The organism is Thiomicrospira sp. ALE5 (assembly GCF_900112445.1).
GTDB lineage: Bacteria > Pseudomonadota > Gammaproteobacteria > Thiomicrospirales > Thiomicrospiraceae > Thiomicrospira.
Genome location: NZ_FOYY01000006.1, coordinates 42,902 through 68,343 on the forward strand (window position 1 = coordinate 42,902; position 25,442 = coordinate 68,343).

At 47.1% G+C, this 25,442-nt stretch carries 23 protein-coding genes; 20 read left to right on the forward strand and 3 right to left on the reverse strand.

The window, feature by feature from the left end:
• The first annotated feature begins 359 nt into the window (after positions 1-359).
• From soxC to pgm, 6 genes are all read left to right on the forward strand, one after another.
• On the forward strand, positions 360-1,715 hold the full coding sequence (soxC, locus tag BM293_RS09730) for a sulfite dehydrogenase (RefSeq protein ID WP_093449021.1): 1,356 nt from the start codon (positions 360-362) through the stop codon (positions 1,713-1,715).
• Positions 1,702-2,811 (forward strand): c-type cytochrome, encoded by a 1,110-nt coding sequence (locus BM293_RS09735; RefSeq protein ID WP_093449024.1) that lies wholly within the window; start codon positions 1,702-1,704, stop codon positions 2,809-2,811. The genes soxC and BM293_RS09735 overlap by 14 nt, the downstream gene beginning before the upstream one ends.
• A gap of 152 nt (positions 2,812-2,963) precedes the next feature.
• The gene (locus BM293_RS09740; RefSeq protein ID WP_093449026.1) at positions 2,964-3,911 is read left to right on the forward strand and encodes a homoserine kinase; all 948 of its coding nucleotides are present in this window, start codon (positions 2,964-2,966) and stop codon (positions 3,909-3,911) included.
• The gene (locus BM293_RS09745) at positions 3,902-4,819 is read left to right on the forward strand and encodes a diguanylate cyclase (RefSeq protein WP_234968981.1); all 918 of its coding nucleotides are present in this window, start codon (positions 3,902-3,904) and stop codon (positions 4,817-4,819) included. The genes BM293_RS09740 and BM293_RS09745 overlap by 10 nt, the downstream gene beginning before the upstream one ends.
• 74 nt (positions 4,820-4,893) lie before the next feature.
• Complete coding sequence (locus BM293_RS09750) at positions 4,894-7,143, forward strand: NADP-dependent isocitrate dehydrogenase (RefSeq protein WP_093449029.1); 2,250 nt, start codon at positions 4,894-4,896, stop codon at positions 7,141-7,143.
• Complete coding sequence (gene pgm, locus BM293_RS09755) at positions 7,133-8,776, forward strand: phosphoglucomutase (alpha-D-glucose-1,6-bisphosphate-dependent) (protein ID WP_093449031.1); 1,644 nt, start codon at positions 7,133-7,135, stop codon at positions 8,774-8,776. The genes BM293_RS09750 and pgm overlap by 11 nt, the downstream gene beginning before the upstream one ends.
• 11 nt (positions 8,777-8,787) lie before the next feature.
• Here pgm and BM293_RS09760 read toward each other — a convergent pair whose 3' ends face one another.
• Positions 8,788-9,468 (reverse strand): FAD-binding oxidoreductase, encoded by a 681-nt coding sequence (locus BM293_RS09760; RefSeq protein ID WP_093449033.1) that lies wholly within the window; start codon positions 9,466-9,468, stop codon positions 8,788-8,790.
• A 24-nt stretch (positions 9,469-9,492) separates the two neighbouring features.
• The gene (xthA, locus tag BM293_RS09765; protein WP_093449036.1) at positions 9,493-10,320 is read right to left on the reverse strand and encodes an exodeoxyribonuclease III; all 828 of its coding nucleotides are present in this window, start codon (positions 10,318-10,320) and stop codon (positions 9,493-9,495) included.
• Between the two features lie 127 nt (positions 10,321-10,447).
• On the opposite strand from xthA, the gene purU reads away from it, so the two are divergent.
• Positions 10,448-11,305: a formyltetrahydrofolate deformylase gene (purU, locus tag BM293_RS09770; RefSeq protein WP_093449039.1), complete on the forward strand. Its 858-nt coding sequence runs from the start codon at positions 10,448-10,450 to the stop codon at positions 11,303-11,305.
• Here the strand turns inward: purU and BM293_RS09775 are convergent.
• A complete protein-coding gene (locus BM293_RS09775; RefSeq protein ID WP_093449041.1) occupies positions 11,295-13,586 on the reverse strand; it encodes a tRNA(Met) cytidine acetyltransferase TmcA domain-containing protein in 2,292 nt (763 codons plus the stop codon). The genes purU and BM293_RS09775 overlap by 11 nt on opposite strands.
• Before the next feature lie 62 nt (positions 13,587-13,648).
• Between BM293_RS09775 and mnmC the strand changes: the two genes are divergently transcribed.
• The 13 genes from mnmC to gorA all read left to right on the forward strand — a co-directional run bounded on the left by mnmC (position 13,649) and on the right by gorA (position 25,432).
• Positions 13,649-14,926 (forward strand): FAD-dependent 5-carboxymethylaminomethyl-2-thiouridine(34) oxidoreductase MnmC1, encoded by a 1,278-nt coding sequence (mnmC, locus tag BM293_RS09780; RefSeq protein WP_093449045.1) that lies wholly within the window; start codon positions 13,649-13,651, stop codon positions 14,924-14,926.
• Complete coding sequence (locus BM293_RS09785; protein WP_093449047.1) at positions 14,923-16,554, forward strand: COG3014 family protein; 1,632 nt, start codon at positions 14,923-14,925, stop codon at positions 16,552-16,554. Before mnmC ends, BM293_RS09785 begins: the two co-directional genes overlap by 4 nt.
• An 87-nt stretch (positions 16,555-16,641) precedes the next feature.
• The gene (locus BM293_RS09790) at positions 16,642-17,274 is read left to right on the forward strand and encodes a penicillin-binding protein activator LpoB (RefSeq protein WP_093449050.1); all 633 of its coding nucleotides are present in this window, start codon (positions 16,642-16,644) and stop codon (positions 17,272-17,274) included.
• Positions 17,275-17,472 (forward strand): hypothetical protein, encoded by a 198-nt coding sequence (locus tag BM293_RS09795; RefSeq protein ID WP_093449052.1) that lies wholly within the window; start codon positions 17,275-17,277, stop codon positions 17,470-17,472.
• 38 nt (positions 17,473-17,510) lie between these two features.
• Positions 17,511-18,089, forward strand: coding sequence for a YfaZ family outer membrane protein (locus BM293_RS09800; protein WP_093449055.1), 579 nt, complete (start codon positions 17,511-17,513; stop codon positions 18,087-18,089).
• A gap of 84 nt (positions 18,090-18,173) precedes the next feature.
• Positions 18,174-19,496 (forward strand): NAD(P)/FAD-dependent oxidoreductase, encoded by a 1,323-nt coding sequence (locus BM293_RS09805; protein WP_093449057.1) that lies wholly within the window; start codon positions 18,174-18,176, stop codon positions 19,494-19,496.
• A gap of 6 nt (positions 19,497-19,502) precedes the next feature.
• Complete coding sequence (locus BM293_RS09810) at positions 19,503-19,841, forward strand: glucose transporter (protein WP_093449059.1); 339 nt, start codon at positions 19,503-19,505, stop codon at positions 19,839-19,841.
• A gap of 100 nt (positions 19,842-19,941) precedes the next feature.
• A complete protein-coding gene (locus BM293_RS09815; protein ID WP_093449061.1) occupies positions 19,942-20,703 on the forward strand; it encodes a competence/damage-inducible protein A in 762 nt (253 codons plus the stop codon).
• Positions 20,703-21,887, forward strand: a complete 1,185-nt coding sequence (locus BM293_RS09820) for a BaiN/RdsA family NAD(P)/FAD-dependent oxidoreductase (protein WP_093449064.1) — start codon at positions 20,703-20,705, stop codon at positions 21,885-21,887. The genes BM293_RS09815 and BM293_RS09820 overlap by 1 nt, the downstream gene beginning before the upstream one ends.
• A 29-nt stretch (positions 21,888-21,916) precedes the next feature.
• The gene (locus tag BM293_RS09825) at positions 21,917-22,366 is read left to right on the forward strand and encodes a hypothetical protein (RefSeq protein WP_093449066.1); all 450 of its coding nucleotides are present in this window, start codon (positions 21,917-21,919) and stop codon (positions 22,364-22,366) included.
• A gap of 76 nt (positions 22,367-22,442) precedes the next feature.
• The gene (locus BM293_RS09830; protein ID WP_093449069.1) at positions 22,443-23,066 is read left to right on the forward strand and encodes an OmpA family protein; all 624 of its coding nucleotides are present in this window, start codon (positions 22,443-22,445) and stop codon (positions 23,064-23,066) included.
• Between the two features lie 146 nt (positions 23,067-23,212).
• On the forward strand, positions 23,213-23,962 hold the full coding sequence (locus BM293_RS10470; protein ID WP_093449072.1) for a glutathione peroxidase: 750 nt from the start codon (positions 23,213-23,215) through the stop codon (positions 23,960-23,962).
• Positions 23,963-24,076: 114 nt separating this feature from the next.
• The gene (gorA, locus tag BM293_RS09840; protein WP_093449075.1) at positions 24,077-25,432 is read left to right on the forward strand and encodes a glutathione-disulfide reductase; all 1,356 of its coding nucleotides are present in this window, start codon (positions 24,077-24,079) and stop codon (positions 25,430-25,432) included.
• Positions 25,433-25,442: the final 10 nt, after the last annotated feature.

Consider the following 25,442-nt stretch of genomic DNA (forward strand, 5'->3'; position numbering starts at 1 on the left):
CTTTATTTAAACTCAAGTTTGTTATGGTGGTTTTAAGACCATTGATAATACGTGTTCCGCCAAAAAAAATAAACTTTTCGCCAAGGAATTCTATTGGCACATAGAAAGTTTAGTGATGCGCATAAAAAATTTATATAAGAAAAAGCTTATAAAAAGACCTGTTTTTCTTGATGTCATTTAGTAATCGGGTTTATTATAACGAGCCAACATTGTCGGTTTGAGCAAATTTAATAGCGGTCAAATACAATATTTTTTCGTTGTTGGGCGGGTTGCTCGGGATAAACTTACAATTGGAATAACAATAACTCTTGAATCTGTGGTGTTGTTACATTTAGAAATGCCAATCAAGGAGCATAGAAATGACAGATAAAGTAGTAGAAAAAGTCGCGGTTCAGACTGAGGAAAGTCGTTCACAAAGCCGTCGTGCTTTCTTAAAAGGGGGGGCAGCTGTTGCAGGGGGTGTAATGTTCACTCAAGCAGCGAGTGCTCGTGAAATTCAATTTGACCCTAAGCGTGCCGTTGCCCCTTATGCGGGTCGTGAAGAAATTTCCACGGTATTGCAAGACCAAAGTGCTCGTAAAGCCTTGGGTTGGGGTGTGCGTCAGTACCCTTACGGTATGCCTTCTCCTTTTGAAAAAGAAGTTCAGCGTCGTACCCTTGAGTGGTTAACGCCTGACTCAATGGCGTCTATCACCATGTCGCCATTACAAAGCCTGCACGGTATGATTACGCCTAACGGTCTTCACTTTGAACGTTATCACGGTGGTGGTATCAACATTAACCCTGATGAGCATCGTTTAGTTATTCATGGTTTAGTTGAGCGTCCATTGATTTTTACCATGGATGATCTAAAACGCTTCCCATCAGAATCGCATGTTTTATTCGCAGAGTGTCCGGCTAACGGTGCAATGGAATGGAAAGGTGTTCAGTTGAACTCAGTGCAGTGGACTCATGGGATGATGTCTTGCGTTGAGTGGACTGGTGTTAAGTTATCAACGCTATTAAAAGAAGCAGGTATCCGTCCTGAAGGTACCTGGTTAATCCCAGAAGGTGCTGATGCTTCTGGTATGGCACGTTCTGTACCGGTTGAGTTGGCTATGGACGATTGTATGATTGCTTACGCGCAAAACGGTGAAGCACTACGTCCAGAAAACGGTTATCCAATTCGTCTAGTTGTACCTGGTTGTGAAGCTAATATGTGGGTGAAGCACTTACGTCGTATTCAGGTTACTGACAAGCCACTTCAGCACCGTGAAGAAACGTCTAAGTATACTGAGCTAATGCCTGATGGTACTGTGCAAAACATGTCATGGTACATGGAAGCTAACTCAGTAATCACCTACCCATCGCCAGACTTCAAAATGCAAGGTCCAGGTCGTTATGTAGCCAAAGGTATTGCTTGGTCAGGTCGCGGTAAGGTTGATCACGTTGACATTACGTTCGACGGTGGTCGTAACTGGACTGAGGCGAAATTGACTTCAGCTGTACTACCAAAAGCTTGGACACGTTTTGAGCTTGAGTTCGATTGGGACGGTAGCGAGTTACTGATGATGAGTCGTACTACGGATGAAACCGGTTATGTACAGCCTAATATGCCGCAGATGCGTGAAATCGAAGGTACAAACAACGTTTATCACCGTACTGCTATGGTTACTTGGAAAATCCACGCCCACAACAGCGAATTTGGAGGCATGATTGAAAATGTTCAATTCTAAAAAGACCCTTGTTGCATCAGCGGTTTCTGGTGCGTTACTCATGTCTGGCGTAGCGATTGCTATGTCAGATAAGCCAGCTGAAGGTGCGCAAACAGGTGCATTTGTAACGCCTGATGCTTCAGCGAACCCTGAGCTAACAGGTGTCCGTGGTTATCCTGAGAACTGGCGCGAAATTGTTGATGCGGCCGACGGTCGTTACCTAGACGCGCAAGTTGTTCGCACCATTTTGGGCGACAACACGCGTCAGCGCTTGGTTGAAAAGATGGATCCTACCAACCCGTATTCATTTGAAGTTCACGATTCAATTGATGGTGGTCCACACGGCAATATGCAATGTAAGGTTCCTGAAGCATTTGTTGATGTATGGGAACGTGCAGAAGCGAACTACTTCAATGATACTGACTTTGTAGCTTATGGTTATGGAACACCCATTGCCGAAGAAGCTTTAGCTGTTTGGTCAATTCATGTCGATGCGAGTGGTAATGGCTTGCCATCAAATGATGTGGGTATGAACGTACTACAGGGCGGTGATATGTATATCCAGTTCTGTGCAGTATGTCACGGCGAGTTCGGTGAAGGTGCGCGTGGTTACTTGCCACTTTCTGAGGGTGATCCGCTGCCATTAGTCACGTCTGACTTCAATGATCCAGCGCCAATTAAAACGGTAGGTAACTACTGGCCATATGCCACAACCTTGTTTGATTACAACCGTCGTGCTATGCCTTTCTGGACGCCTAATATGCCAGCCATTGGTGACGCAGGTTACATGGGTATTACCGGTTATATCCTTCAAATGAACGATATTCCGTTAGATGATCAAGGTACGCGTATTGAAGACGATGATTTCTTTAACGCGGAAATGTTAATGCAGGCTAACAAGTATATGCCTAATGCAGGTAACTTCTTCTGTGACCACCGTCCTGTAATTGCCAACGAGCGTTGCATGAGCGATTGCCCAGATTACATGGTGGGTGATGGTACTGGCGATATTACCAACTACCGTACAGCGTTCCGTCTACCTGATGGCACGCCGCAGTACAACGTTGAAGAACGTATTGGTGTAGATGCACCAGGTGTTGGCCATCACGGTCACTAAGTTTTTTTAGTTATTTTATAACACCTCTCTAGCAGAAAAGCCCGCCCCGAACAGCGGGCTTTTTCTTTTTCTGTCGGTTGTATGGAGTGAGCTAATCCTAATAGTTATCTGTGATAAAATGGTTTTTATTGCGTGGTTAGGAATATCCTCAAATGTCTGTCTATACTAAGGTTGCGTCTGAGCAACTCGAAGTTTTTTTAGCACAATATTCAGTCGGTCATCTAATTAGTTATGATGGCATTAATGCAGGTATCGAAAATACCAACTATTTTGTAGATACGGATCAGGCACGCTTTGTGCTGACTATTTTTGAACACCATGATGCTGATGAGCTAGGCTATTTTCTTGATATCATGGCTTTTATGGCTCAAAACGCGATCCCTACCGCTTTGCCTCAGGCAGATAAGCGGGGAAGTTATTTGAATGTGTTATGTGGTAAGCCTGCTGCACTAGTAGAACGTTTAAACGGTGTAACGCTCGAAAATCCAACTATTGACCAGTGTCACACAATGGCTAAAACCCTAGCAAGATTTCACAAAGTGGGTACATCATTCTCTGGTTATCGTGCAAATGACCGTGGTCTAGACTGGGCAGAAGCCACGTTTAATAAAATAAACACGTCCTTGTCAAAGTGTCAAATAGACATGATCGATGAAGAGATTCATTATCAAAAGTCAGTTGACTGGCATGCTTTACCCCAAAGTGTTATTCATGCTGATCTGTTTACTGATAATGCTATGTTTGATGGTGATCAATTAACGGGTATTATTGATCTGTATTATGCCTGTCAAGGTCCGTGTTTATATGATTTAGCGGTTATGGTCAATGATTGGTGTCGTGATAAAGATAATAGGCTCAAGCAGGATTATGTTAATGTTGTCTTGAAGGCGTATCAAGCGGAGCGGGCTTTAACGCATAAAGAGCAGGCCTGTTGGCCAGCCGCTTTGCGCATGGCCGCTTTGCGTTTCTATTTATCGCGTCTGAAAGACAAGATTACACCAAGAGAAGGCGAATTGACCATGATCAAGAATCCTGATGTTTTTGAACAATTGCTTCAATCACATCGCGCCTTGGCTACGAAGCCATATCAATGGGAGTGACTAATCTGATGCCAGTGAATATGCCAGTGGTGTTAATTGTTGACGACATGAAGTCTAATCGTCAAATCTTAGCCAGTGCACTCGAAAATGACTATCAAGTTATTACAGCTGAGTCTGGCAGTGAGTGTATTGAAATATGTCAAAAGAGCCCGCCAGATTTAGTGCTGCTCGATATCATCATGCCTGAAAAAGACGGCTATGAAGTCTGTAAAGAACTTAAATCGGACACTAAAACACAAGCCATCCCAATTATCTTTGTAACCGCCCTAACCGAACCAGATCAAGAAGAGCGTGGCTTAAATCTCGGTGCGGTAGATTATATTACCAAGCCTTTTCATTTGCCCATTATCAAAGCGCGTGTTCGTAATCACATGGTTCTTAAGAAAAAGACGGATATGCTAGAAGCCCTGTCTAACATCGATGGTCTGACTAACGTAGCTAATCGGCGAAAAATGACAGAGGTTCTTAAAGTTGAGAAGGCACGCTGCAAAAGAATGTCGTTGCCGCTATCTATTATTATGCTAGATATAGATTACTTCAAACTGTTCAATGACAATTACGGGCATGGTGTGGGAGATCATTGTTTAGAAAAGGTGGCAACAGCCATCTCTACTGCAGTCAAGCGCCCTGCAGATCTTGTGGCACGTTATGGGGGTGAGGAGTTTGCTGTAATCCTGCCTGAAACACCCATTGACGGCGCCAAAAAAGTGGCCGAAACGATTCTTAACGAAATTGTCAAACTGCAAATACCGCATAATCATTCGCCAATTGAACCCTTTGTTACCGCGAGTCTGGGTGTCGCTTCAAGCGAGTTAGGAGAAGGTGAATATGAATTTATTTTAAAACGTGCTGACTTTGCACTCTATGAAGCCAAAAAATCTGGCCGAAATAGAGTGTGTGTAACTTAAGCACCGGCTAAGCATTAAGATTTTATTAATAGACGCAATAAGTTTTGATCCTATTCGATTCTAAAGGATGTGTTATGACTCAACCCGCAACCCTTATTTACACGCATACCGATGAAGCCCCGGCATTGGCAACCTATTCACTGCTACCGATAGTACAGGCTTTTACACTTGCTGCTGATGTCAAGGTGGAGACACGTGATATTTCTTTAGCCGGACGTATTTTGGCACAGTTTAATGATTATTTAACACCTGAACAGCAAACCTCAGATGCGCTAACCGAGCTGGGTGAGCTTGCCAAAACGCCGGCCGCAAATATTATTAAGCTGCCGAATATTTCGGCTTCTATTCCACAATTGACCGGTGCGATTTCGGAGTTGCAAGCCCAGGGTTATGCCGTGCCAGATTATCCGGCGAACCCACAAAACGATCAAGAGCGCGATATTAAGGCACGCTATGCCAGAGTACTGGGTTCAGCAGTGAATCCTGTGCTGCGTGAAGGCAACTCGGATCGTCGTGTGGCCGGCCCGGTCAAAGCCTATGCTAAAGCACACCCTCACAGCATGGGCGCTTGGGCAAAGGATTCTAAGTCGCACGTTGCGCACATGCAGGCCGATGACTTTTATGGCTCAGAGTTATCTTATGTGTCGCCGACTGAGGATTCAGTACGTATTGAGTTTCATGGTGAAGACGGTCAAATCACGGTATTAAAAAATAAAACCCGTTTGCAAGCCGGCGAAGTGATTGATGCGTCGGTGATGCGGGTCGCTGCTTTGCGTGCGTTTTTGGCCGCCCAGCTTGCCGATGCTAAGGCCGAAGGTGTACTGTTTTCGGTGCATTTAAAAGCCACGATGATGAAGGTCTCCGACCCAATTATATTTGGCCATGCTGTAGAAGTGTATTTTGCTGAGGTATTTGAGCGCTTTGCGGATACCTTTAATAAGCTTGGCATTTCGGCGCGCAATGGTTTGGGCGATGTCTATCAAAAAATTAAAACCTTACCTGCTGCTGAGCGCGAAGCGATTGAGCAGGCGTTGTCAGCATGTATGGCTGAAGGCCCAGCCATTGCCATGGTCGATTCTGATAAAGGGATTACCAATTTACATGTACCCAGTGACGTAATTATTGATGCGTCGATGCCAGCGGCGATTCGCAGCTCAGGTCAAATGTGGAATGCGCAAGGTCATCTGCAGGATATGAAAGCGATTATTCCAGATCGCAGCTATGCCGGGGTGTATCAACAAACAATTGAATTTTGTAAAGCCAATGGTGCGTTTGATCCAGCGACTATGGGCACCGTGCCCAATGTCGGTTTGATGGCGCAAAAAGCCGAAGAGTATGGTTCGCATGATAAAACCTTTGAAATCCCAGCCGCCGGTTCGGTGCAGGTTATAAACGAAGCCGGGGTAGTGATTTTCGAACATAAGGTAGCCAAGGGTGATATTTGGCGGATGTGTCAAACAAAAGACATTGCGATTCAGGATTGGGTAAAGTTGGCGGTCACGCGGGCACGCCTAACCAATACGCCGGCGATTTTTTGGCTAGATTCACAGCGCCCACATGATTCGAACTTAATTAAGAAAGTTGAAAACGCCTTGGGTATGCTCGATATCGAAGGTTTAGAGCTGGAAATTTTAAGTCCGGTGGATGCAACCGCTAAAACGCTGGCGCGGGCGAAAGCTGGTTTAGATACCATTTCGGTGACCGGTAATGTGCTGCGTGATTATTTAACCGACCTGTTCCCGATTTTAGAGCTAGGCACCAGCGCAAAAATGCTGTCAATTGTACCCTTGTTGGCCGGAGGCGGGTTATTTGAAACCGGTGCCGGTGGGTCGGCGCCTAAGCACGTACAGCAACTGGTGGAAGTAAACTTTTTACGTTGGGATTCGCTAGGGGAGTTTTTAGCACTTGCGGTGTCTTTAGAGCATTTAGCGCAGCAAACCGATAACCCGCGCATTCAGGTGTTGGTGGATAGCTTAAATCAAGCGACCAGTCGTTTTCTTCAGGAAAACCGTTCACCGGGTCGCAAGCTGGGCGAGTTAGATAATCGTGGCAGTCATGTTTATTTGGCGACCTATTGGGCGCAAGCCTTAGCCGAGCAACAGGTTGATCAAGCTTTGCAGCAGCAGTTCGAACCCCTGGCAGCGCAGTTAAATAGTCAATTAGATGCCATTTTAGCTGAACTAGCAGCCGTACAAGGTCAGTCGGTTGATCTAGGTGGGTATTACCATCCTGATGCAACGAAAGCGGCGGCTGCGATGCGTCCGAGTGGGTTATTTAACGCCGCATTGGCACAGCTTGCCCAAGGAGTGAGTCATGGCGCTTAATCCATTAGCCGGTCAGCCGGTGCCAGCCGAAAAGCTGGATAATATCCCGCAGTTGATGGTTGATTATTACGCACGCCAACCCGATGTGAGTCGTCCCGAGCAAGCAGTCGGTTTTGGCACCTCGGGTCATCGTGGTTGCAGCTCGGATACCAGTTTTAATGATGGCCATATCGCGGCGATTTGTCAGGCATTAGTGGAATACCGCCAGGGTTCGGGCATTGATGGGCCATTATTTTTGGGTATGGATACCCATGCGCTATCAGAAGCGGCCCAAGCCACGGCGCTTGAGGTGCTCAGTGCTAATGAAGTAACCGTATATATTCAAGGCCGCGGACGCTATACACCGACACCGGTGATTTCCCATGCCATTATTCGTCACAATCGTGGCCGTAACCGTGGTTGGGCGGATGGTATAGTTATTACACCGTCGCATAATCCGCCTCGTGATGGCGGTTTTAAATATAATCCACCTAATGGTGGGCCTGCCGATACCGATGTCACTAAGTGGGTGCAGGATCGTGCCAATGCGATTTTACTCGCCGGTGGGCAAGCGATTAAGCGTCAGAGTTTGACCCAAGCCCTAGCCGGTGATTATGTGCAGGCGGTTGATTCGATGATGCCCTATATTGAAACCCTGGGCGAAGTGATTGATATGCAAGCCATTGCCGACTCTGGGTTACGCATTGGCGTGGACCCAATGGGTGGGGCGGGCGTTGATTTTTGGCAACCGATCAGCGAGCACTATGGTTTAAACCTGACGCAAGTGAATCACCGTGTCGATCCAACGTTTAGTTTTATGACCTTGGACAAAGATGGCAAAATCCGTATGGATTGCTCGTCACCCTATGCAATGGCCAGTTTAATTAATCTTAAAGATCAATTTGATATTGCGTTTGGCAATGACCCGGATGTTGATCGTCATGGTATTGTGGCGCCATCAGCAGGCCTGCTTAATCCTAATCACTATTTAGCGGTGGCGATTGAGTATTTATTTAGTCATCGACCGAACTGGTCGGCGCAGGCGGGAATAGGTAAAACGCTGGTGTCCAGTTCGATGATTGACCGTGTGGCAGCAGGACTTGGGCGTAATTTGGTGGAAGTGCCGGTAGGTTTTAAATGGTTTGTACCAGGCCTGGTGTCCGGTTCACTGGGTTTTGGCGGTGAAGAGTCTGCGGGCGCGTCCTTTTTGGATCGCCAAGGTTTGGCTTGGAGTACCGACAAAGACGGGATTATTATGAACTTACTGGCGGCTGAAATGACGGCGGTAACCGGTAAAGATCCCGGGGAGCATTATCAGCGTTTAACCGCGCAATATGGTGCTCCGGTCTATACTCGAGTCGATGCGCCGGCCAATCTTGAGCAAAAAGCGCGACTGAGTCAGTTGAGTGCGGATCAAGTCAAAGCGACGGCGTTGGCCGGTCATGCGATTACGGCGAAGCTCACCCATGCACCGGGCAATGATGCCGCCATTGGTGGCCTAAAAGTGACCACGGCCCAGGGTTGGTTTGCCGCACGGCCATCAGGTACAGAAGATGTCTATAAAATTTATGCGGAATCTTTTGAAGGGCAATCGCATTTAGACCAACTGCTTGCCGAAGCGCAACAGATGGTCGATGAGGTCTTGGCTGGCTAGGTTTTGACTGGCTACAGCGGTTGAATCCGCTCGGCTGGTAGGCCGGCGGCGATGCAATCTGCCTTCACTGTTTTAATCATTTCCCATGCACCACAGACATAGACTTGTGCGTTGCTCAAGTCTGGGTGGTCTGCTAATGCAACCTGATGTACCAGCCCCAGTTTTCCTTGCCAGTTGACGGTTTTGGCTTGTTCGTCATTAGACAGCACGGGCACAAAATGGACACGTTCATGCAGGCCTGCTGGCCACCATTGCGGATCACGCAAATAGAAATCTTCTACATAGCTGGCGCCCCAATATAACCAAGTCGGTTGGGTTAATCCTTGCGCGAGGCGTGCTTCAATCATCGCTTTAATCGGCGCGAGTCCCGTACCACCGGCAATATAAATATTGAGTGGCTGTTCGGGCATCAGTTTCATTTGGTTATGTGGCCCATCAATCCATAAATGATCACCTACCTGTTGTTGGGCCAATTCTTGCAACCAATCATCCTTGTTAAGGCGAATGTGCATTTCGATTAGGCCATCTTCACGCGGTGCATTGGCAATTGAAAAAGGCTTCACGCTATCTGGATGGACCCCCATCATCAAATAATCGCCAGGGGCGTAATTAAATTCGCCTTCGGTTTTGACCCACAACAACAAGGTGTGATCCACCACAAGTTCGCGTTGCATAATTTGGACTGAAATCATGATATTTTCCTTCGAAGCGGTGGTTTAATTAAGGTCAAAATCCGACCAAACTGGCGCATGGTCAGAGGGTTTTTCAAGGCCGCGAATACTATAGCCAATATCACTGGCGACCACTTTGGCGGCTAAGGGTGCAGTGGCTAATAGGGTATCAATGCGCAGCCCACGTTTGGGTGAATCTTCAAAGCCTTTGGATCGGTAGTCAAACCAGCTGAACTTGTCGTTTGAATCAGGGTGGCAGCAACGATAAGTATCTTGCAAGCCCCAGTTTAGTAGGTTTTGCCATAATTCACGTTCTTCTGGTAAAAAACTGGTTTTGCCGGTTTTAAGCCAGCGCAAACGATTGGCTTCGCCGATGCCAATGTCGATGTCTTGTGGTGAAATATTAAAATCGCCCATTACAATCAGGTTTTGCTCAGGTGAGCAATCGGTGTTTAAGTAGGCCATTAAATCCGCATAGAAAGCCAGCTTGGCCGGAAACTTGATCGCATGATCGCGGTTTTCACCCTGTGGAAAATAGCCGTTAATAACGCGTAGGCTGTCACCGGCTGGCGTGGTAAAGTCGCCAATAATCATCCGTTTTTGGGCGTTATCATCATCGGTTACCCAGCCTTTTTGTAGCTTGGTCAGGGTAAGGTGCGGTTTATACAGCAGCGCGACACCATAGTGGGTTTTTTGGCCACAAAATTCGGCACGGTAGCCTAGGGCTTCAATGGCCTCTAGTGGAAATTCATGGTCTTGCACTTTGGTTTCTTGCAGGCCAATAATATCGGGCGCTTGTTCTGCAACCAGTGCTTCGAGTTGATGTTGGCGCATCCGCACACTGTTGACATTAAATGAGACGACTTTAAGCATAAGAATAGGATTTCATTATCAAATTAAATTAATTTATGAGTATAACATAGAAGAAAAGCGCGAAATGAGTAGCCATTTGCTATCATGTGCTAATTTTACAGCATGATGTTTTTTTAGGAGTAGTGGTGTGGAGCGTGTTTATCGTTTAGTGATGTCTTGTCCAGATCAGGTCGGTATTGTGGCCAAGGTCGCCGGGTTTATTGCCGAGCAGGGTGCAACGATTGTGGAGGCGAATCACCATACCGATGCGGGCAATGGTTGGTTTTTTATGCGCCATGAGATTTTGGCCAGCTCGGTACCTTTTGGTCTGGATGAGTTTGAAGCCAAGTTTGCACCGATTGCTGAACAGTTCCAGATGAGTTGGTTTATCAGTGATTCAGCTCGACCTAAGCGTATTGCATTGTTTGCCAGTAAAGAAGCGCATTGTCTGGCGGATTTGCTTTATCGTTGGCATGATGGCGATTTACCGGGTGATGTGGTCTGTGTCATTGCCAATCATGATGATTTACGGGCGATGGTAGAGTGGCATCAGATTCCATTTCACCATGTGCCGGTAACGCCGGATACCAAGCCCGCGGCCTTTGCTGAAGCCGAACGCTTAGTCGCGCATTATCAGGCGGATGTGATTGTGCTAGCACGTTATATGCAAATATTGCCACCGCAAATGTGTGCCGATTATGCGGGGCGGGTGATTAATATTCACCATAGCTTTTTGCCCTCTTTTGTGGGCGCAAAACCCTATCATCAAGCCTATGAGCGCGGCGTAAAGCTGATTGGTGCAACCTGCCATTATGTGACTGAAGAGTTGGATGCCGGACCAATTATTGAGCAGGATGTGATTCGAGTCAGCCATGCGCATTCAATTGAAGAAATGCGCCGTTTAGGTCGTGATGTGGAGAAAACCACTTTGGCGCGCGGGCTGCGTTTCCATTTAGAAGATCGGGTATTAATTCACGGTAACAAAACCGTGGTCTTTAGTCAGTAAGCCTGTCAGTTAGCTTATTGGAATTGCTTGTTAGAAGGCGTGTTTTTAACAGCCCTTCTAACCCCTTACGTCCCAGTGGTTGTGGGTGTGCTTGGCTTGGCTGTTGTGACCAGGCCTGGCGCGTGCGCGACCAATCCCATCCTTGCCCTTTCCACTGCCACAAGGCCGCCTCTGGCCATTGCCATTTTGCTGTGGGTTGTTGCTTAAACCAGTCTATCAACAGACCACTTATTGCTTCATAAGGTCGCAGACCCTGTGCATAATCTTGTAGTGCTAGTTGGCGTTGTGAATTTGAAATCTGTTGCCAAGGGTGGATTTGCCAATCTGGGTGGGTTTGCCAAATAGATTGCCAGGCCTGCTGTTCCGCGTCGCTGACTAAGTCATGGCTGAGTGGATGATATTCGTGCTGCAGCGCCGGCCATTGCGCTTTAAACCAATCTTGGATTTGTTGATAAGCCTGGGCCAAGTTGGTCGCTTTAGGGGGTGTCATCATCATTAGGTTGCAGCGCCCCGATGCGGCATCAGGTTGCACACCGAGATGGAGGGTGTGAAAGCCGCACTCAGACCAAAAACGCCACAATGTCGGCGTGGCACCAAAACTGACAGTAAAACTGTCTATTGCGCTATTGGCGGGGTGACTTTGCCAATAGGCGACCAGTTGTTTGCCTAGGCCCTGATGGCGATAAGGCTTGGCAATCGCTATACGGGTACAACGCCCATAGCGTCCACTGTAGAGTTCAGGTGTTTGGTGATGTTGACGCAGTTTTTGGGTGACCAGATGACCTTGCAGACGTCGGTGGGGTCCCCAATCCGGTAAAGGGCCTTCTAAAATGGCCCAGAGTGCGCCGATAAGTTCCTCACCTAGCCAGATCAGCCCGAGTTGCAAGTTAGGCGCACTGCACAGCAGTTGCCAATCGCGTGGGCGCGTTTGATAGTGACTGTCGGTAAGGAGCACAAAAACCTGTGCCCGTTGCGCGTGGGATAAGGCCTGCGGGCTGGCACATTGCCAACTCAGCCGATTTAAATCAAGCTTTGCCCAGTCTGGATTTGGTCTTGCAGATTGATTTATCTCTAACGTGTGACCGCTTAATAAGCCGACCAAATGTTCTAAAGGGTCGTTGGCTTGCCAGCGCAAGGGTTGGGTGAGCTGATAGCCTTGCCAGTTGGGGTAGTGATGATTCAGCCAAGGACGCAAATGCTGTTGCCAGGCCTGCCCCGAGCCTTCATAACCCGATTCAGTACTGCTGATGATACAAGCCGGATAGCGACCTATCAGTGTTTGCAACTGTGGCCAAGGCAAATAGGCGGCCTCATCAATAATTAACAAATCCAGTCTAGGTTGCTCGTTGATGAGCGCATCCGGTGCCCAGCGTTTAACACGGGCTTGATGTGGCGATGTGAGCGCTAACCAGGCCTGCTGATGTTGATCGGGCCGCGCACTACAAAGGGCGATAGCATAGTCTTTATGATTCTGCTGCGCGAGTAACTGGTTGATTAAATGTCCCAGTAGGGTTGATTTTCCTCGTCCTCGCTCACCACTTAGCACCAGCGGTGCGGATAGATTGATTTGCGTGTTGTGCTGCAGTTTTTCAAACATTTGGGTGAGCAGCAGGGTTTGCTCCTCAGTGAGAGCGGAGCCTGAGTGAGGTAGGCTTGATTTAGATAGGGTTGCGTTCTGCGCTGGCTGAGACGTTGGCAGGGGATAAGCAAGCTGCGTAGTGTCTTCATAAATCACCAAGCTATGCTGTGGGTGACTGACAAGATCACGTCCCCAATTGTCGAATGTTGGAAATAAGTCTTGAGCCTGCCAAGGAAAACTAAGCAGGTTAGCGAGGGGATGGGTTGAGGTTGGGGTGGCCTGGGTAGCTTGAGTTATAGCGCTTGGCTCAGCAGGCATCAGCCAGCAACACACGCCGCCGCCCGCTAATAAACCGGTCGCGATAGCTACACTTTCAATATCTATGCCGCTATTTAAATCGACCACGAGACCAGCCTGCTCAGCCGATAGTGTTTGGCCAAGCTGATGGCGCAGGCTTTGCCGATTGGTATGTTGATTGAGCCAATATATGTCACTTGGCCAGCCGGCGAGGTTGTTGGTCGCTGCGTTAAGCAATGCTGTTTGCCAGCTCCGGCTGCCGACTAGTGTAATAGAGCTGCGCTGATGCACTTGGCGTTGTGTGAACCAATAAGATTCAATTTGGGTTAATGCCCGGTTTATTGCAGCTGTTAATGCAAAGTTTTCATTAACAGCTGTGCTAGAGTCGGTAGAATTATTGGGCATATTTAAAGGAAAGGTGCGGAATGTTTAGCACTAACTTAAATTAAAAGGTATTTTATTCTAACATGATGGCTGATAAGTCTAAACCAAAACCCATGCTGCCTTGGTTTGCGCCGCCTGCGCCGCGAGCTTGGCCCACTACGCCGCACTTGCTGGTGATTGGCGCGGGTTTAGCCGGCAGTGCGGTAGCACAGGTGATGGCCAAAGCGGGCTGGCAGGTGACGGTTGTGGATCAAGCCGAACAACCCGCGCAAGCGGCATCGGGTAATTTAGCCGGTCTGGTGCATCCATTGCTCACCGCTGATTGGAATATTCGCAGTCAGTTTTATTGGCAAGGTTTGCAAGCAACCTGGCGCTGGGTAGCCGATTGGGTGGAGCAGGGTCAGGTCATCGGTGATTTATCTGGTTTACGTCAGGTGTTTAAGGATAGTGATGATGCCGAGAAACTGACGCAATTACTCGGACGACTGAACCTGCCCTGTGAGTGGGTTAGTGTGGAGGCGGCATTGAGTGCTAACCAACCAGCAGGCCTGGTGTATCGGCAAGCGGGTTGGTTGAGTCCACCGTCATTAGTGCAGCGTGCGTTGGATCACCCTTCGATTCGGTTTCAAGGTGGGTTAGAGGTAGATGGACTGGTTTGGCATGACTCTTCGCAACAATGGCATATCCCTAGTGGCGCTACGACTTTAAATGCCGATGCAGTGGTCATTGCCACGGGCGCCTTGTCGCGGCTTAACCAGGCCTGGCAACTGCCCATCCGACCGCTTAAAGGTCAAGTAAGTTATATGCATCAACAGGATTGTGCTTATCCCTTAACCGGTGCCATGGCCCATCAGGGTTACACTACCCCGCCAGTAAACGGCTATTGGGTGACGGGGGCGACTTTTGAAGCACCGGATGTGTCGCAAACGACCTCCTTGGCCTCGCATCAACGCAATGCCGAAAAACTGGCGGCGGTGATACCGGACTGGGTGCCGCCAGCGGTCAACTTGTGGCAGGGTCGTGTGGGCTTTCGGCCTACTACAGCAGATCATCTACCCATTATTGGTGCCTTACCTGATGCGGATTGGGTTGAGCAAGCCTATTTATCGCAACCGCATAATAAAGCCCTATTTCAATATCCTGCGCAACGCTATCATCCGGCTTTGTGGGTATCGCAAGGGCATGGCGCAAGGGGGTTAATGTCAGTGTGGTGGGCGGCCGAGCGTATTCGTGATCAGATACTGGGTATTACACCTGCGACCGCTGATGCTGAGATGAATAGGTTGGATGCAGCGGTGCATCCGGGGCGTTTTAGGTTGCGGCCTTGGCGCAAAGGTCAACTATTAGGACACACACTATGAGGGTCGCTATGAAGGGCGTATTGTTGATGCTGGCAGTGCTGCTATTGCATGGCTGTGCTAGCTATAAACAACAAACTGAGCCAGCCAGACAAGCCTTGCTTGTGCAAGATTGGGCGCTGGCAGAACAGGCCTTGGTGCGTGATTTAGATGGACAGCGGCGTGAAAAAATTCTGCTGAATTTAGAACTTGGTATGCTGCGCCACTTGGCCAGCGATTATCAAGCCAGTCATCTGTTATTTGAGCAAGCCAAAACCGATGCAGAGCTGGCCCAAACCACCTCGCTAACCGAAGAGTTGCGCGTACTGATGACCAGTCCACGACAACGCATGTATCGTCCGCAAACCTTTGAGCGTTTGTTTATTGAATATATCCAAACGCTAAATTTCCTTGCCTTGAGCGAAGCAGCGGTCACGTCTGATGAACAGCGACAAGCGTTAATCGATGCGCGTGTTATGGCGCGTCAAATGGAAGTGCAGCTGAATGATTTAGCCGCGCAAGTGCTGGATTTTCAGGCCGCCGCCGAGCAGCGCGAAACGCCTTTTTATCGTCTGCTGGCGATTTTACGTTTGTTGAATGGCGACTTGTTCGATCGTAGTGAGTATGTGTTGCGAGATAATGCTTGGCTGCGCTATGTCACCGGCATGGTCTATGAGCAGCGAGGCGAGTGGTCACCGGCGCGGGTGGCCTATCAACAGGCCGCCCAGCTATACGAGCAGGGCTACAGTGAGCAAATGGGTTTAAGCGAACAGGCGGCACAGCAGGCCTGGTTTGATACTTTGCGTATGATGAAGCGTTTAGGTCAATCGGATTGGCCAAAGCTAGCCGAACAAAAACTATCAACCGAGCAGCAAGCGCTTCTCCAGGCCTGGCAAACGGACTGGGTTGAACTCGTGCAGGTGGTTCATCAAGGCTGGATTCCGCAACGAGGTGAAATGAATGCGATGTTGATTGTGAGCCATCGCACCCAGAATATGGAAGTCTATCCGATTATCCTTGCTGCAGGCGATGAAGGGCTGGCGCAGTCAATATGGTTTTATTTGATGTACACCGATAAAGGCCTTGCTCGTTTGGCACTCAATATTTATCAAGATGGCTTACGCGGCATAGTGCGCGGTGCGGTTGGCAGTAAAACGCTATTTTTAGGACCGATTTGGCCGCAAGTGCAAGCGGTGGGCTTAGATCGTGCTGCGCAAACCCCCTTACGGGTGACGATTCCCTATTATGATTTATTGGCCTGGCCGCAGCCAGTTCAACCTAACTTGAGGGTGAATGATCAAGCCTTATCGGCTGTGATGATGGATGCACCTGCCGTGCAGGCGGTGTATGCGCAATTACTCGCGGCAAATGAAGATTTTTATGCCGCCTTGGCGCGTGCCATGATTAAACGTTTAGGCGTGCAGGCCGTAACCCAAGACAATGCCTTGTTGCGCTTGCTGGGCGATTTAGCAACATCGGCAACTGAAGCGGCTGAAACACGAAACTGGCAAACCTTGCCGGCTTATATTCATCTGCACCGTCAATGGGTGGAACCAGGCAAACTTAGCTGGATTGATCCGCAGGGACAAGCTCAGCAAGGTAATTTTGCACCGGGTGAACGTATTTGGTTGCCGGTAACGCGTCTGCAATAAAAGCGTGAAAATGAGAAGGATTTGCAGGTAAAGCAAATAAATATTGGTAAAATGCATCAACTTAAATACCTTTGTGGAGGTTGTAAAATGAAACAGACAATATCATGGTCACCCCTTAGCCGAGCAGGCCTGTTGATGGGTGTGTTAGCGCTAGGACTAGGCATTCAGGGTTGTGCTGGAACCAAGGTTGAACGCGTTGATGCGGCAGAAGAAATTGCGCTGACCGATCAGTGGAATGCGACCGATTCGCGCCTCGTCGCGGATTCAATGATTGATGACATGCTCAGTTTTCCGTGGATAGAGCGTTTTCAATCTGAAACGGGTCAAGTTCGTCCGGTGGTGATTATTCAAACTGTTGATAATCGTACACATCAACAGATTCCAGTAGAGACATTTATTAACGATTTACGACGTGCTGGGATTCGATCAGGTCGAGTTGATTTTGTTGCAGCGGCAGATCAGCGTGGTGAGGTTCGTGAAGAGCGTGCTGCTCAACAAGAATTTTCGCGGCCTGATACGGTGACACCATTTGGTGAGGAAATTGGCGCTGATTTTGCTTTAAGTGGCACAATTACCTCGATTGTTGATCAATTAAATAATCGTCGGGTGACTTTTTATCAAACAGATTTAGTATTAATAGACTTAAAGACTAACCGTCAAGTATGGGCAGGTCAAAATAAAATTCAAAAAATACAACAACGTTCAAGGTTTGGACTGTAAATGTTCTTTATTAAAACACTCGTTTGGTTGCTATTAATTGCCCTGTGGATTGTTGCCATTTTATTGGACTGGGGGCCGGTTCGAGATTACTCGATTATCGCGCTTGAGTCGCTGACTGGCTGGGTTGAACAGTTAAGTCACTTTGGTGATTGGTTAACATCACAAGCGGAACAAGCACAACAAGACGCAAGCCAGTAGCTATTGCCATTAATATAAAATTAAATAGGAGTCAATTTATGAAAAAAACACTTCAAGCACTTGTTGCATCAGCATTGGTCGGTGCAAGTTTACCTGTTGTCGCACAAGGTGGTGAAATGGGCGTTAATGTCCAGCTCGCCAATGATTCGGCTAAATTTGGCTTTTTCAGCAGTGATCTATGGATGCAAGAGACCTATCGTTTTGACTTAGGTTATCAATACAACAGTGATAAAGATTATGTGGTGGATACATCGTTTGCTTATATTGGCAAAGGCGTGCTTGATGCTAATTTAGACCTAGGCGTTAAGGGCAAGTTTGCCTATGCGCAAGCAAAGGATATTGATAAGTTAGGCACGGGTGTGATGTTGGGTGTGCATGCTGCTTACTGGTTACCAACAGCAACGCCCAGCAACGTAACTTTAGAGTATCTAGTTGCGCCAGATATTTTAGCTTTTAGTGATGCCGAGAACTTAAACGAGCTATCAGTGCGTGCAAATATTCGTTTATTGCGTAACCTTGAAGGGTTTGTAGGTTATCGTCGGTTTGAAGTGGAATACAAAGAAGCGAAAGTTAAGTTTGATGATGGCGCGCACATAGGTTTTGAATTAAGTTTTTAATATTAGTATAATCTAATGTTGTAGTTTTGATGGGGTGCTGTTGAAATGTCCCCACAAAATCCTTTGAACACAGAGGTTTAAAATATGTCATCTCTATCGGCTTTAAGCGGCATTAATCGCCGTAAGTTTTTATTGGGTGGTGCTGCAGCTATGGCCGCTGTTGCAGGTCTAGGTGCTATTCCTGCGCGTGCAGAACAATCCAATGCAAAGATTGTTATTACTGGCGCGGGTGCGGCCGGTATTAGTATCGCTAATCGTTTGGCTAAAGCCTTACCTAATGCCAATATTACCATTATCGATCGTCGTGAAACCCATTACTACTGGCCTGGTCTGACCCTGGTGGCTACCGGTGCTTGGGCCAAAAGCAAAGTATTGGATCGCAATGCCAGCTTTATGCCGTCTCGAGTCAATTGGATTAAAGAAATGGCCGATGTGTATGAACCTGATAACAAACGGGTCATTACCGATACGGGTCGAGTGGTCGAGTATGATTTTCTGGTTGTTGCATCAGGTGTTGAATATAACTACGATGCAATCGAGGGTATGGATGTCAATGCGATTGGTCAGAATGGCTTGGCCAGCGTTTACAATAGCCCGGATGCGGCTGCGAAAACCTGGGATGCGATTCGCAAGTACAGCGTTGACGGGGGTAATGGCATTTTTACGCTACCCAGTACGCCGATTCGTTGTGCGGGTGCACCCTTAAAGATGACCCTGCTTACCCTAGACCGTTTACAACAAAACGGCGGGGCAGATAAAGCGCAAATGAGTTTTTATTCAGCGTTAAATGGTGTCTTTGGTTTGCCTTGGTATAACGACTTCCTACTTAATCGTTTTGCAGAACATGACATGGATGTTAAATTCCGTCATGAGTTATCGGCTGTCGATATTGGTGCGCGCAAAGCGACCTTTACCCAAGAGGATGGTAATCAGTTCACAACAGAGTATGACTTGTTGCATGTTGTACCGCCCATGCGTGCACCTCGTTCGGTTCGTGAGTCTAATTTAGCTTGGACTGAGGGGAATATGGCTGCTGGTGGTTGGTTAGCCGTAGATCGTGATACTCTGCAGCATCTGACCTACCCAGAAGTGTTTGGTTGTGGTGATGTGAACGGTACGCCACGCGGTAAAACGGCCGCAACGGTAAAAATGTCGGTGCCCATTGTGGTGCAAAACCTCATTTCAGTGATTGCTGGAGAAGAGCCTGAAGCGACATTTGACGGTTATACCTCATGCCCGCTGTTAACACGTTTTGGTGCAGCCATGTTAATTGAGTTTGATTATGATGGAAACCTAACGCCAACCTATTCATTTATTGACCCGAAAAAAGAATCGTGGTTTGCTTGGATTATGAAAGATCAAATGCTCAAGCCCACTTATTTGCAAATGTTAAAAGGGAATGTGTAAAGTGCTATGGAAGGTTTAAGTTTAGGTTTTTATATGATGGTGGGTTATGCCCAAACGCATTGGTTGGTTATCGCGTTATTTATTCTGGGCGCCATTCTTTTAAATGCGGCTTCGGTCATGAAGTTTGGTGGCCTCGTTAAGCAGTCGGCCTTGAAGCCCACGCTTATGGTGGGCTTGGCAATAGCTGTTGTGTTGTTCTTAGCTATTCCAACCCTTTCCGGTTCATCTTTTGCGTTTATGGCATATTGGCTAGATTGGGCACTACTAATATTTATGGCCGTGGGTTATGCAATCGCACTTTTGTTATGGGTGCATCCGATTGTACGTTTGGTTAAGGGCGTATAAGTAAGTGCATTAAGATTGTCTTATACTTTATGCTTATTTTGCGGCCACTGAATGTGGCCGTTTTTGTATAGTAGTCTACTGGGTGAGTCAAGGAGTGGTGATGGCCGGTATTGGTTTAGTCGTAATCGGTGATGAAATTCTATCCGGTAAGCGTCAGGATCGTCATTTGGCAAACTTAGCGCGGCTATTAAAGCCGCGTGGGTTGACCCTGAACTGGGTGCGATTTATCGGGGATGATCCTGAGATTTTACGACATCAACTTAGTCAAACCCTAGCCTCAGGCGATCAAGTATTTTGTTGTGGTGGTATTGGTGCGACGCCAGATGACCGTACCAGGCAATGTGCTGCCCAGGCGATGGGTTTGCCTTTGGAGGTGCATGAAGAAGGGCGAGGAATACTAGAAGAATTATTTGGCGAACAAGCCTACCCTAATCGGATCAAAATGGTTGAGTTTCCACTCGGTGCGCAGTTAATTCCGAATGGTTTTAATGGCGTGCCTGGTTTTTACTTGCAACAGCACTATTTTATGCCTGGTTTTCCACAAATGGCTGAGCTCATGATGGGCTGGGTGTTGGCTAACCCTTTAGCGGACTTGAGTGGGCGACATACTATTGAACGCGCTATTAGATTGATCGACGCGAGTGAAGCGGAGTGGATAGATTGGATGGTTGAACTTGAAACGGCGTATCCAAATGCGCGTATTTTTAGTCTGCCACATTTTGATCAGCAACGCCGACGTTCTATAGAAATGGGGGTAGAGGCAGGGCCAGAGATTGTAGAAAAGGTGATGAGCCTTTTAAAACAAGAAGCGAATCGGCGAAACCAAGCTTGGGAAGTGATCACAGAACGAGTGGATACCTAATGAGGCCAAAATCCTACGATGTGGTGATCATTGGGGCGGGTGCCGCAGGAATGTTTTGTGCCATTGAAGCGGGTTACCGGGGTCTAAATGTATTGTTGGTAGACCATGCGCCGAAGCCAGGTGCCAAGATTCGGATTTCTGGTGGCGGAAAATGTAACTTCACCAACCGTCGTGTTGAACCGAAGCACTTCATTTGCGCTAATCCGCACTTTGTTAAATCAGCCTTAGCACGCTATCAACCCGACCTATTTATTGAGCGACTAGAAAGGCATAATATTGCCTATGAAGAACGCGATAACGGCCAGCTTTTTACGCTTGACGGTGCAGGCCAAATTATCGCCATGCTGCGCACAGAACTCGATTGGTCCGGTGTTGAGCTGCAGCTAAATTGTCATATTAATTCGGTGCTTAAGCAGCAGGGTGCTTGGACAATAGAAACCTCAATAGGTCAATTAACTAGCACTAAGTTGGTGATTGCAACTGGCGGCTTATCCTATCCTAAGCTGCGTGCGTCTGATTTTGGAATGGCATTAGCTAAGCAGTTTGGATTGGCGGTGATTCCTTCACGACCTGGACTGGTGCCATTAACCATGCCAGCACGTCAGCAGGCCTGGTGGTCAGACCTAGCCGGTTTGAGTTTAGACGTAAAGGTAACTGCACAGCAAGGCCCCACATTTCAAGGCGCGATGTTAATTACTCACCAAGGCTTAAGCGGGCCATCTATTCTACAGGTATCAAACTATTGGCAGTCTGGTGAGCCGATTAGCCTGAACTTGCTACCCAGTCTTACAGATGTCTTGGATTGGTTATGGCATTTAAAGCAAAACGCACAAAGTTTATCAGGTGCACTCAAGCCCTTTTGGCCAAAACGTTTTATACAGGCTTGGCAAGTGAAGTTTGATTTTGCAGATGATTTGGCAAACTACAATCAAGCAAGGCTTGATCAGCTTGCAAAACAGCTCACCGAGTGGCAAATCTATCCCGATGATACAGCGGGCTATGCTAAAGCCGAAGTCAGTCTGGGAGGCGTAGCTACAAGCGAAGTATCGTCAAAAACATTTGAAAGTAACAAGGTCCCAGGGCTTTATTATATTGGTGAAGTACTGGATGTGACTGGGCATTTAGGTGGCTATAATTTTCAGTGGGCTTGGGCATCGGCTCATGCTTGTGCTCAAAGTATATAAGGCCCTCATAAAACGAATAAAGGAGAATTATGAGCTTGTTTAGCGCGGATGAATCCCTGCGTGAACCTTTTAATACGCTTGTAGATAGGTTATTGGCAGATGTCGAATTAAAACCCGCTGATATTTTTCTGCATGCACTAGAAAGCGAGGCGGATACTCAAATGAATTATTGGGTAGTTCGCTTGCTTATCGAGCGCGAGGAGGTTGATCCTCATCATGCGGTGTCTCAAGATTCTGCTGGTGCGGCCGTTATGCCATTACATGCAGCTTGTTTGCTAAAGAATATGGGTGCGCTGGCCGCAATGCTTGATTTGGATGCTTATCAAGGCAGTCCACTTGGCTCGGAGTTTGGATCTGCCTTACGGATCTGTCAGACGCAGGGGTTTGATCATGGCGCAGGATTAATGATGGCACATGCCAAACAGCATGACCTATTAGAAGCTTTGCTTTTGTCCTTGCAAGGGGTGAAACCGCACTGAAAAAAGCTTTCTTTGTCACAGTGTTATGCTAAAATTTTAATAAGAAAATTAACTAACTGTTTCTAGGAGAAACGAAATGAAATTAAAAGTAACTGGAATCGCGATCGCAAGTTTATTTGCCATGAGCATGAACGCCCATGCTGGCGATATTCATCATAATGGCTCATCGGCCTATGTGATTAACTCAGATGGAAACATTGTTCGTACTACTTGGGGTGGTTGTGTCCGTAGTATTCACTGGTCTAAAGAAACAGCCATTGCTAAGTGTGAAGGTTGGGAAGAGCAGGTAGCTGAAAAGACTACAACAGTTGCGCCAGCTCCGGCACCAGCGCCAGCACCCGCTCCTGTTGCAACAGCACCTGAAGCGCCTGAAAAAATTGTTGGTTTATTTGGTTTTGACCAAGCCGATCTCAACTCAAATGATTTCGAGCGTTTAGATCGCTTTGCCGCCTTCTTAAAAGCGAATCCTAATGAAAGTGCAGTAGTGCATGGTCATACCTGTACGATTGGTACACCTGCCTACAACTTAGCTTTGTCAGAGCGTCGTGCTAATGCTGCAAAAGCTTATTTATTAAACAAAGGTGTGCCTGCAGATCGTATTGAAACAGTTGCATTTGGTTTGACTCAACCAGCAGCAAGTAATGATACTGAAGCTGGTCGTGTTCAAAACCGTCGTTTTGAATTGATGCTTGCTGAATAATTAAATTACCAGCGGAACTAAAGTAGGGGTGATAGCTTTTAACTATTGCCCTTATTTTTATTTATAATTATAAAAAAATTATATGCCGCTATAATTCTTACAACTGATAAGTTAATTTTTATAGATAAATCTTTAAGGAGATAGCAATGGCGTTAGTTAATAAAGAAGGTCAACAAGTTCCAAACGTAACCTTTCCAACTCGTCAAAATGGCGAATGGGTCAATGTCACTTCAGATGAGTTATTCAAAGGCAAAACGGTTATCGTATTTGCATTGCCAGGTGCTTTTACACCAACCTGTTCTTCAACCCATTTACCACGTTACAATGAACTAGCACCTGTTTTCTTTAAAAACGGTGTCGATAGCATTGTTTGTCTATCTGTAAACGATACCTTCGTTATGAACGAATGGGCGCGTGATCAAGAAGCGGATAACGTCATTTTGCTACCTGATGGTAATGGTGAGTTCTCTGAAGGTATGGGAATGTTGGTTGATAAAAACAACCTAGGTTTTGGTAAGCGTTCATGGCGCTATTCGATGTTAGTTAAAGATGGCGTTGTTGAAAAAATGTTTATCGAGCCAGAAGTAGACGGCGATCCATTTGAAGTATCAGATGCCGATACCATGTTACATTACATCAACCCTAATGCGGCTAAGCCACCTGTTGCAACCATTTTCACCAAAATCGGTTGCCCATTCTGTGCTAAAGCAAAAGCAGCCTTAGAAGATGCTGGCATTAAATTTGAAGAAATTATGATCAGCAATAGTGGTTTAACGTCACGCACCTTACGTGCAGTTGCTAACCGTGATACTGTACCGCAAGTATTTATCGAAGGCCAGCATGTTGGTGGTTCAGACGATTTAGAAGCTTATTTGGCAAAACAGAAAACCGCCTAATTCCGGTCGTTTTGTTAATAAGTAAGTAACAAGCAGGGAGTAAAACCTAATGTTAGGGTTTTGCTCCCTGTTTTATTTCTAGTCTTTAATAGATAGATGCTATAAGGATAATAGATGAAATATGATTATGATTTGATTGCAATTGGTGGTGGTAGCGGCGGTTTGTCGGTAGTCGAGCGAGCCGCTGAGTACGGTAAAAAGTGTGCGGTAGTTGAAGCTAAAAAGCTTGGTGGCACTTGTGTCAATATCGGTTGTGTGCCTAAAAAAGTCATGTGGTTTGGTGCGCACATTGCCGAAGCCTTGCGTGATGCCCCTGATTACGGTTTTGATCTGGATGTTAAAGGGTTTTCTTGGGCTAAGTTAGTTGAGCAGCGTGAAACCTATATTAAAAACATTAACACCTGGTTTGGTGGTTATATGGAAAAATTGGGTGTCGATGTATTGCAAGGCTGGGGCAAGTTTGTGGATGCGAATACCATCGAGGTTGATGGTAAGCGCTATACGGCAGAAGTAATTGTGATCAGTCCCGGTGGCGTACCGGATATTCCACAAGAGACCGAAGGCGCTGAATTAGGTCTGACGTCAGATGGCTTTTTTGCGTTAACCGAGCAGCCTAAAAAAGTCGCGGTAATCGGTAGTGGCTATATTGCAGTTGAACTGGCTGGTGTATTCCAGGCACTAGGAACGGATGTCAGTTTATTAAGTCGCAAGGATTTGGTCTTGCGCGGCTTCGATGACATGATTCGTGAAAATCTAACCGATGCGATGATTGAGAGCGGCATCCACAAGGAATACCATTTCCGAGTTAAAAAACTGGAACGGGTTGCTGATGGCACGATTACCGTGACCAGTGAAGATGGCCAGTGTCTGACGGGGTTTGACGAGGTGGTCTGGGCAGTAGGGCGTCGTAACCTACTTGAACCTTTAGCACTCGAAAATGCCGGCATTGAACCAACTAATCGCGGCACCATTGAGGTGGATTCTTGCCACCATACCGGTGTGGCGAATATCTATGCTATCGGTGATGTAACCGGTCAACCCCAATTGACCCCCGTGGCCATTCGTGCCGGACGTTTTTTAGCAGAACGTTTATATAATGGTAAGCCTCATTTAAAGCTGGATCTGCATGCGGTGCCGACAGTCATTTTTTCGCACCCTCCGGTTGGTACGGTGGGCTTAGCGGAACATGATGCGCGTAAAGCCTATGGTCATGACAATGTGAAGGTGTATACCTCAGTATTTACGCCAATGCGTTATGCCTTTACGCAGCACCAAATCAAAACCGCTTTAAAGCTGGTGGTCTATGGGCCTGAAGAGCGAGTAGTCGGGATTCATATTGTGGGTGATGGTGCCGATGAAATGTTGCAAGGCTTTGCGGTTGCCGTGCAAATGAACGCGCGTAAATCAGATTTAGATGCGACCATTGCGATTCATCCTAGCTCAGCTGAAGAGCTGGTTACGATGCGTTAAGCTTGAGTTA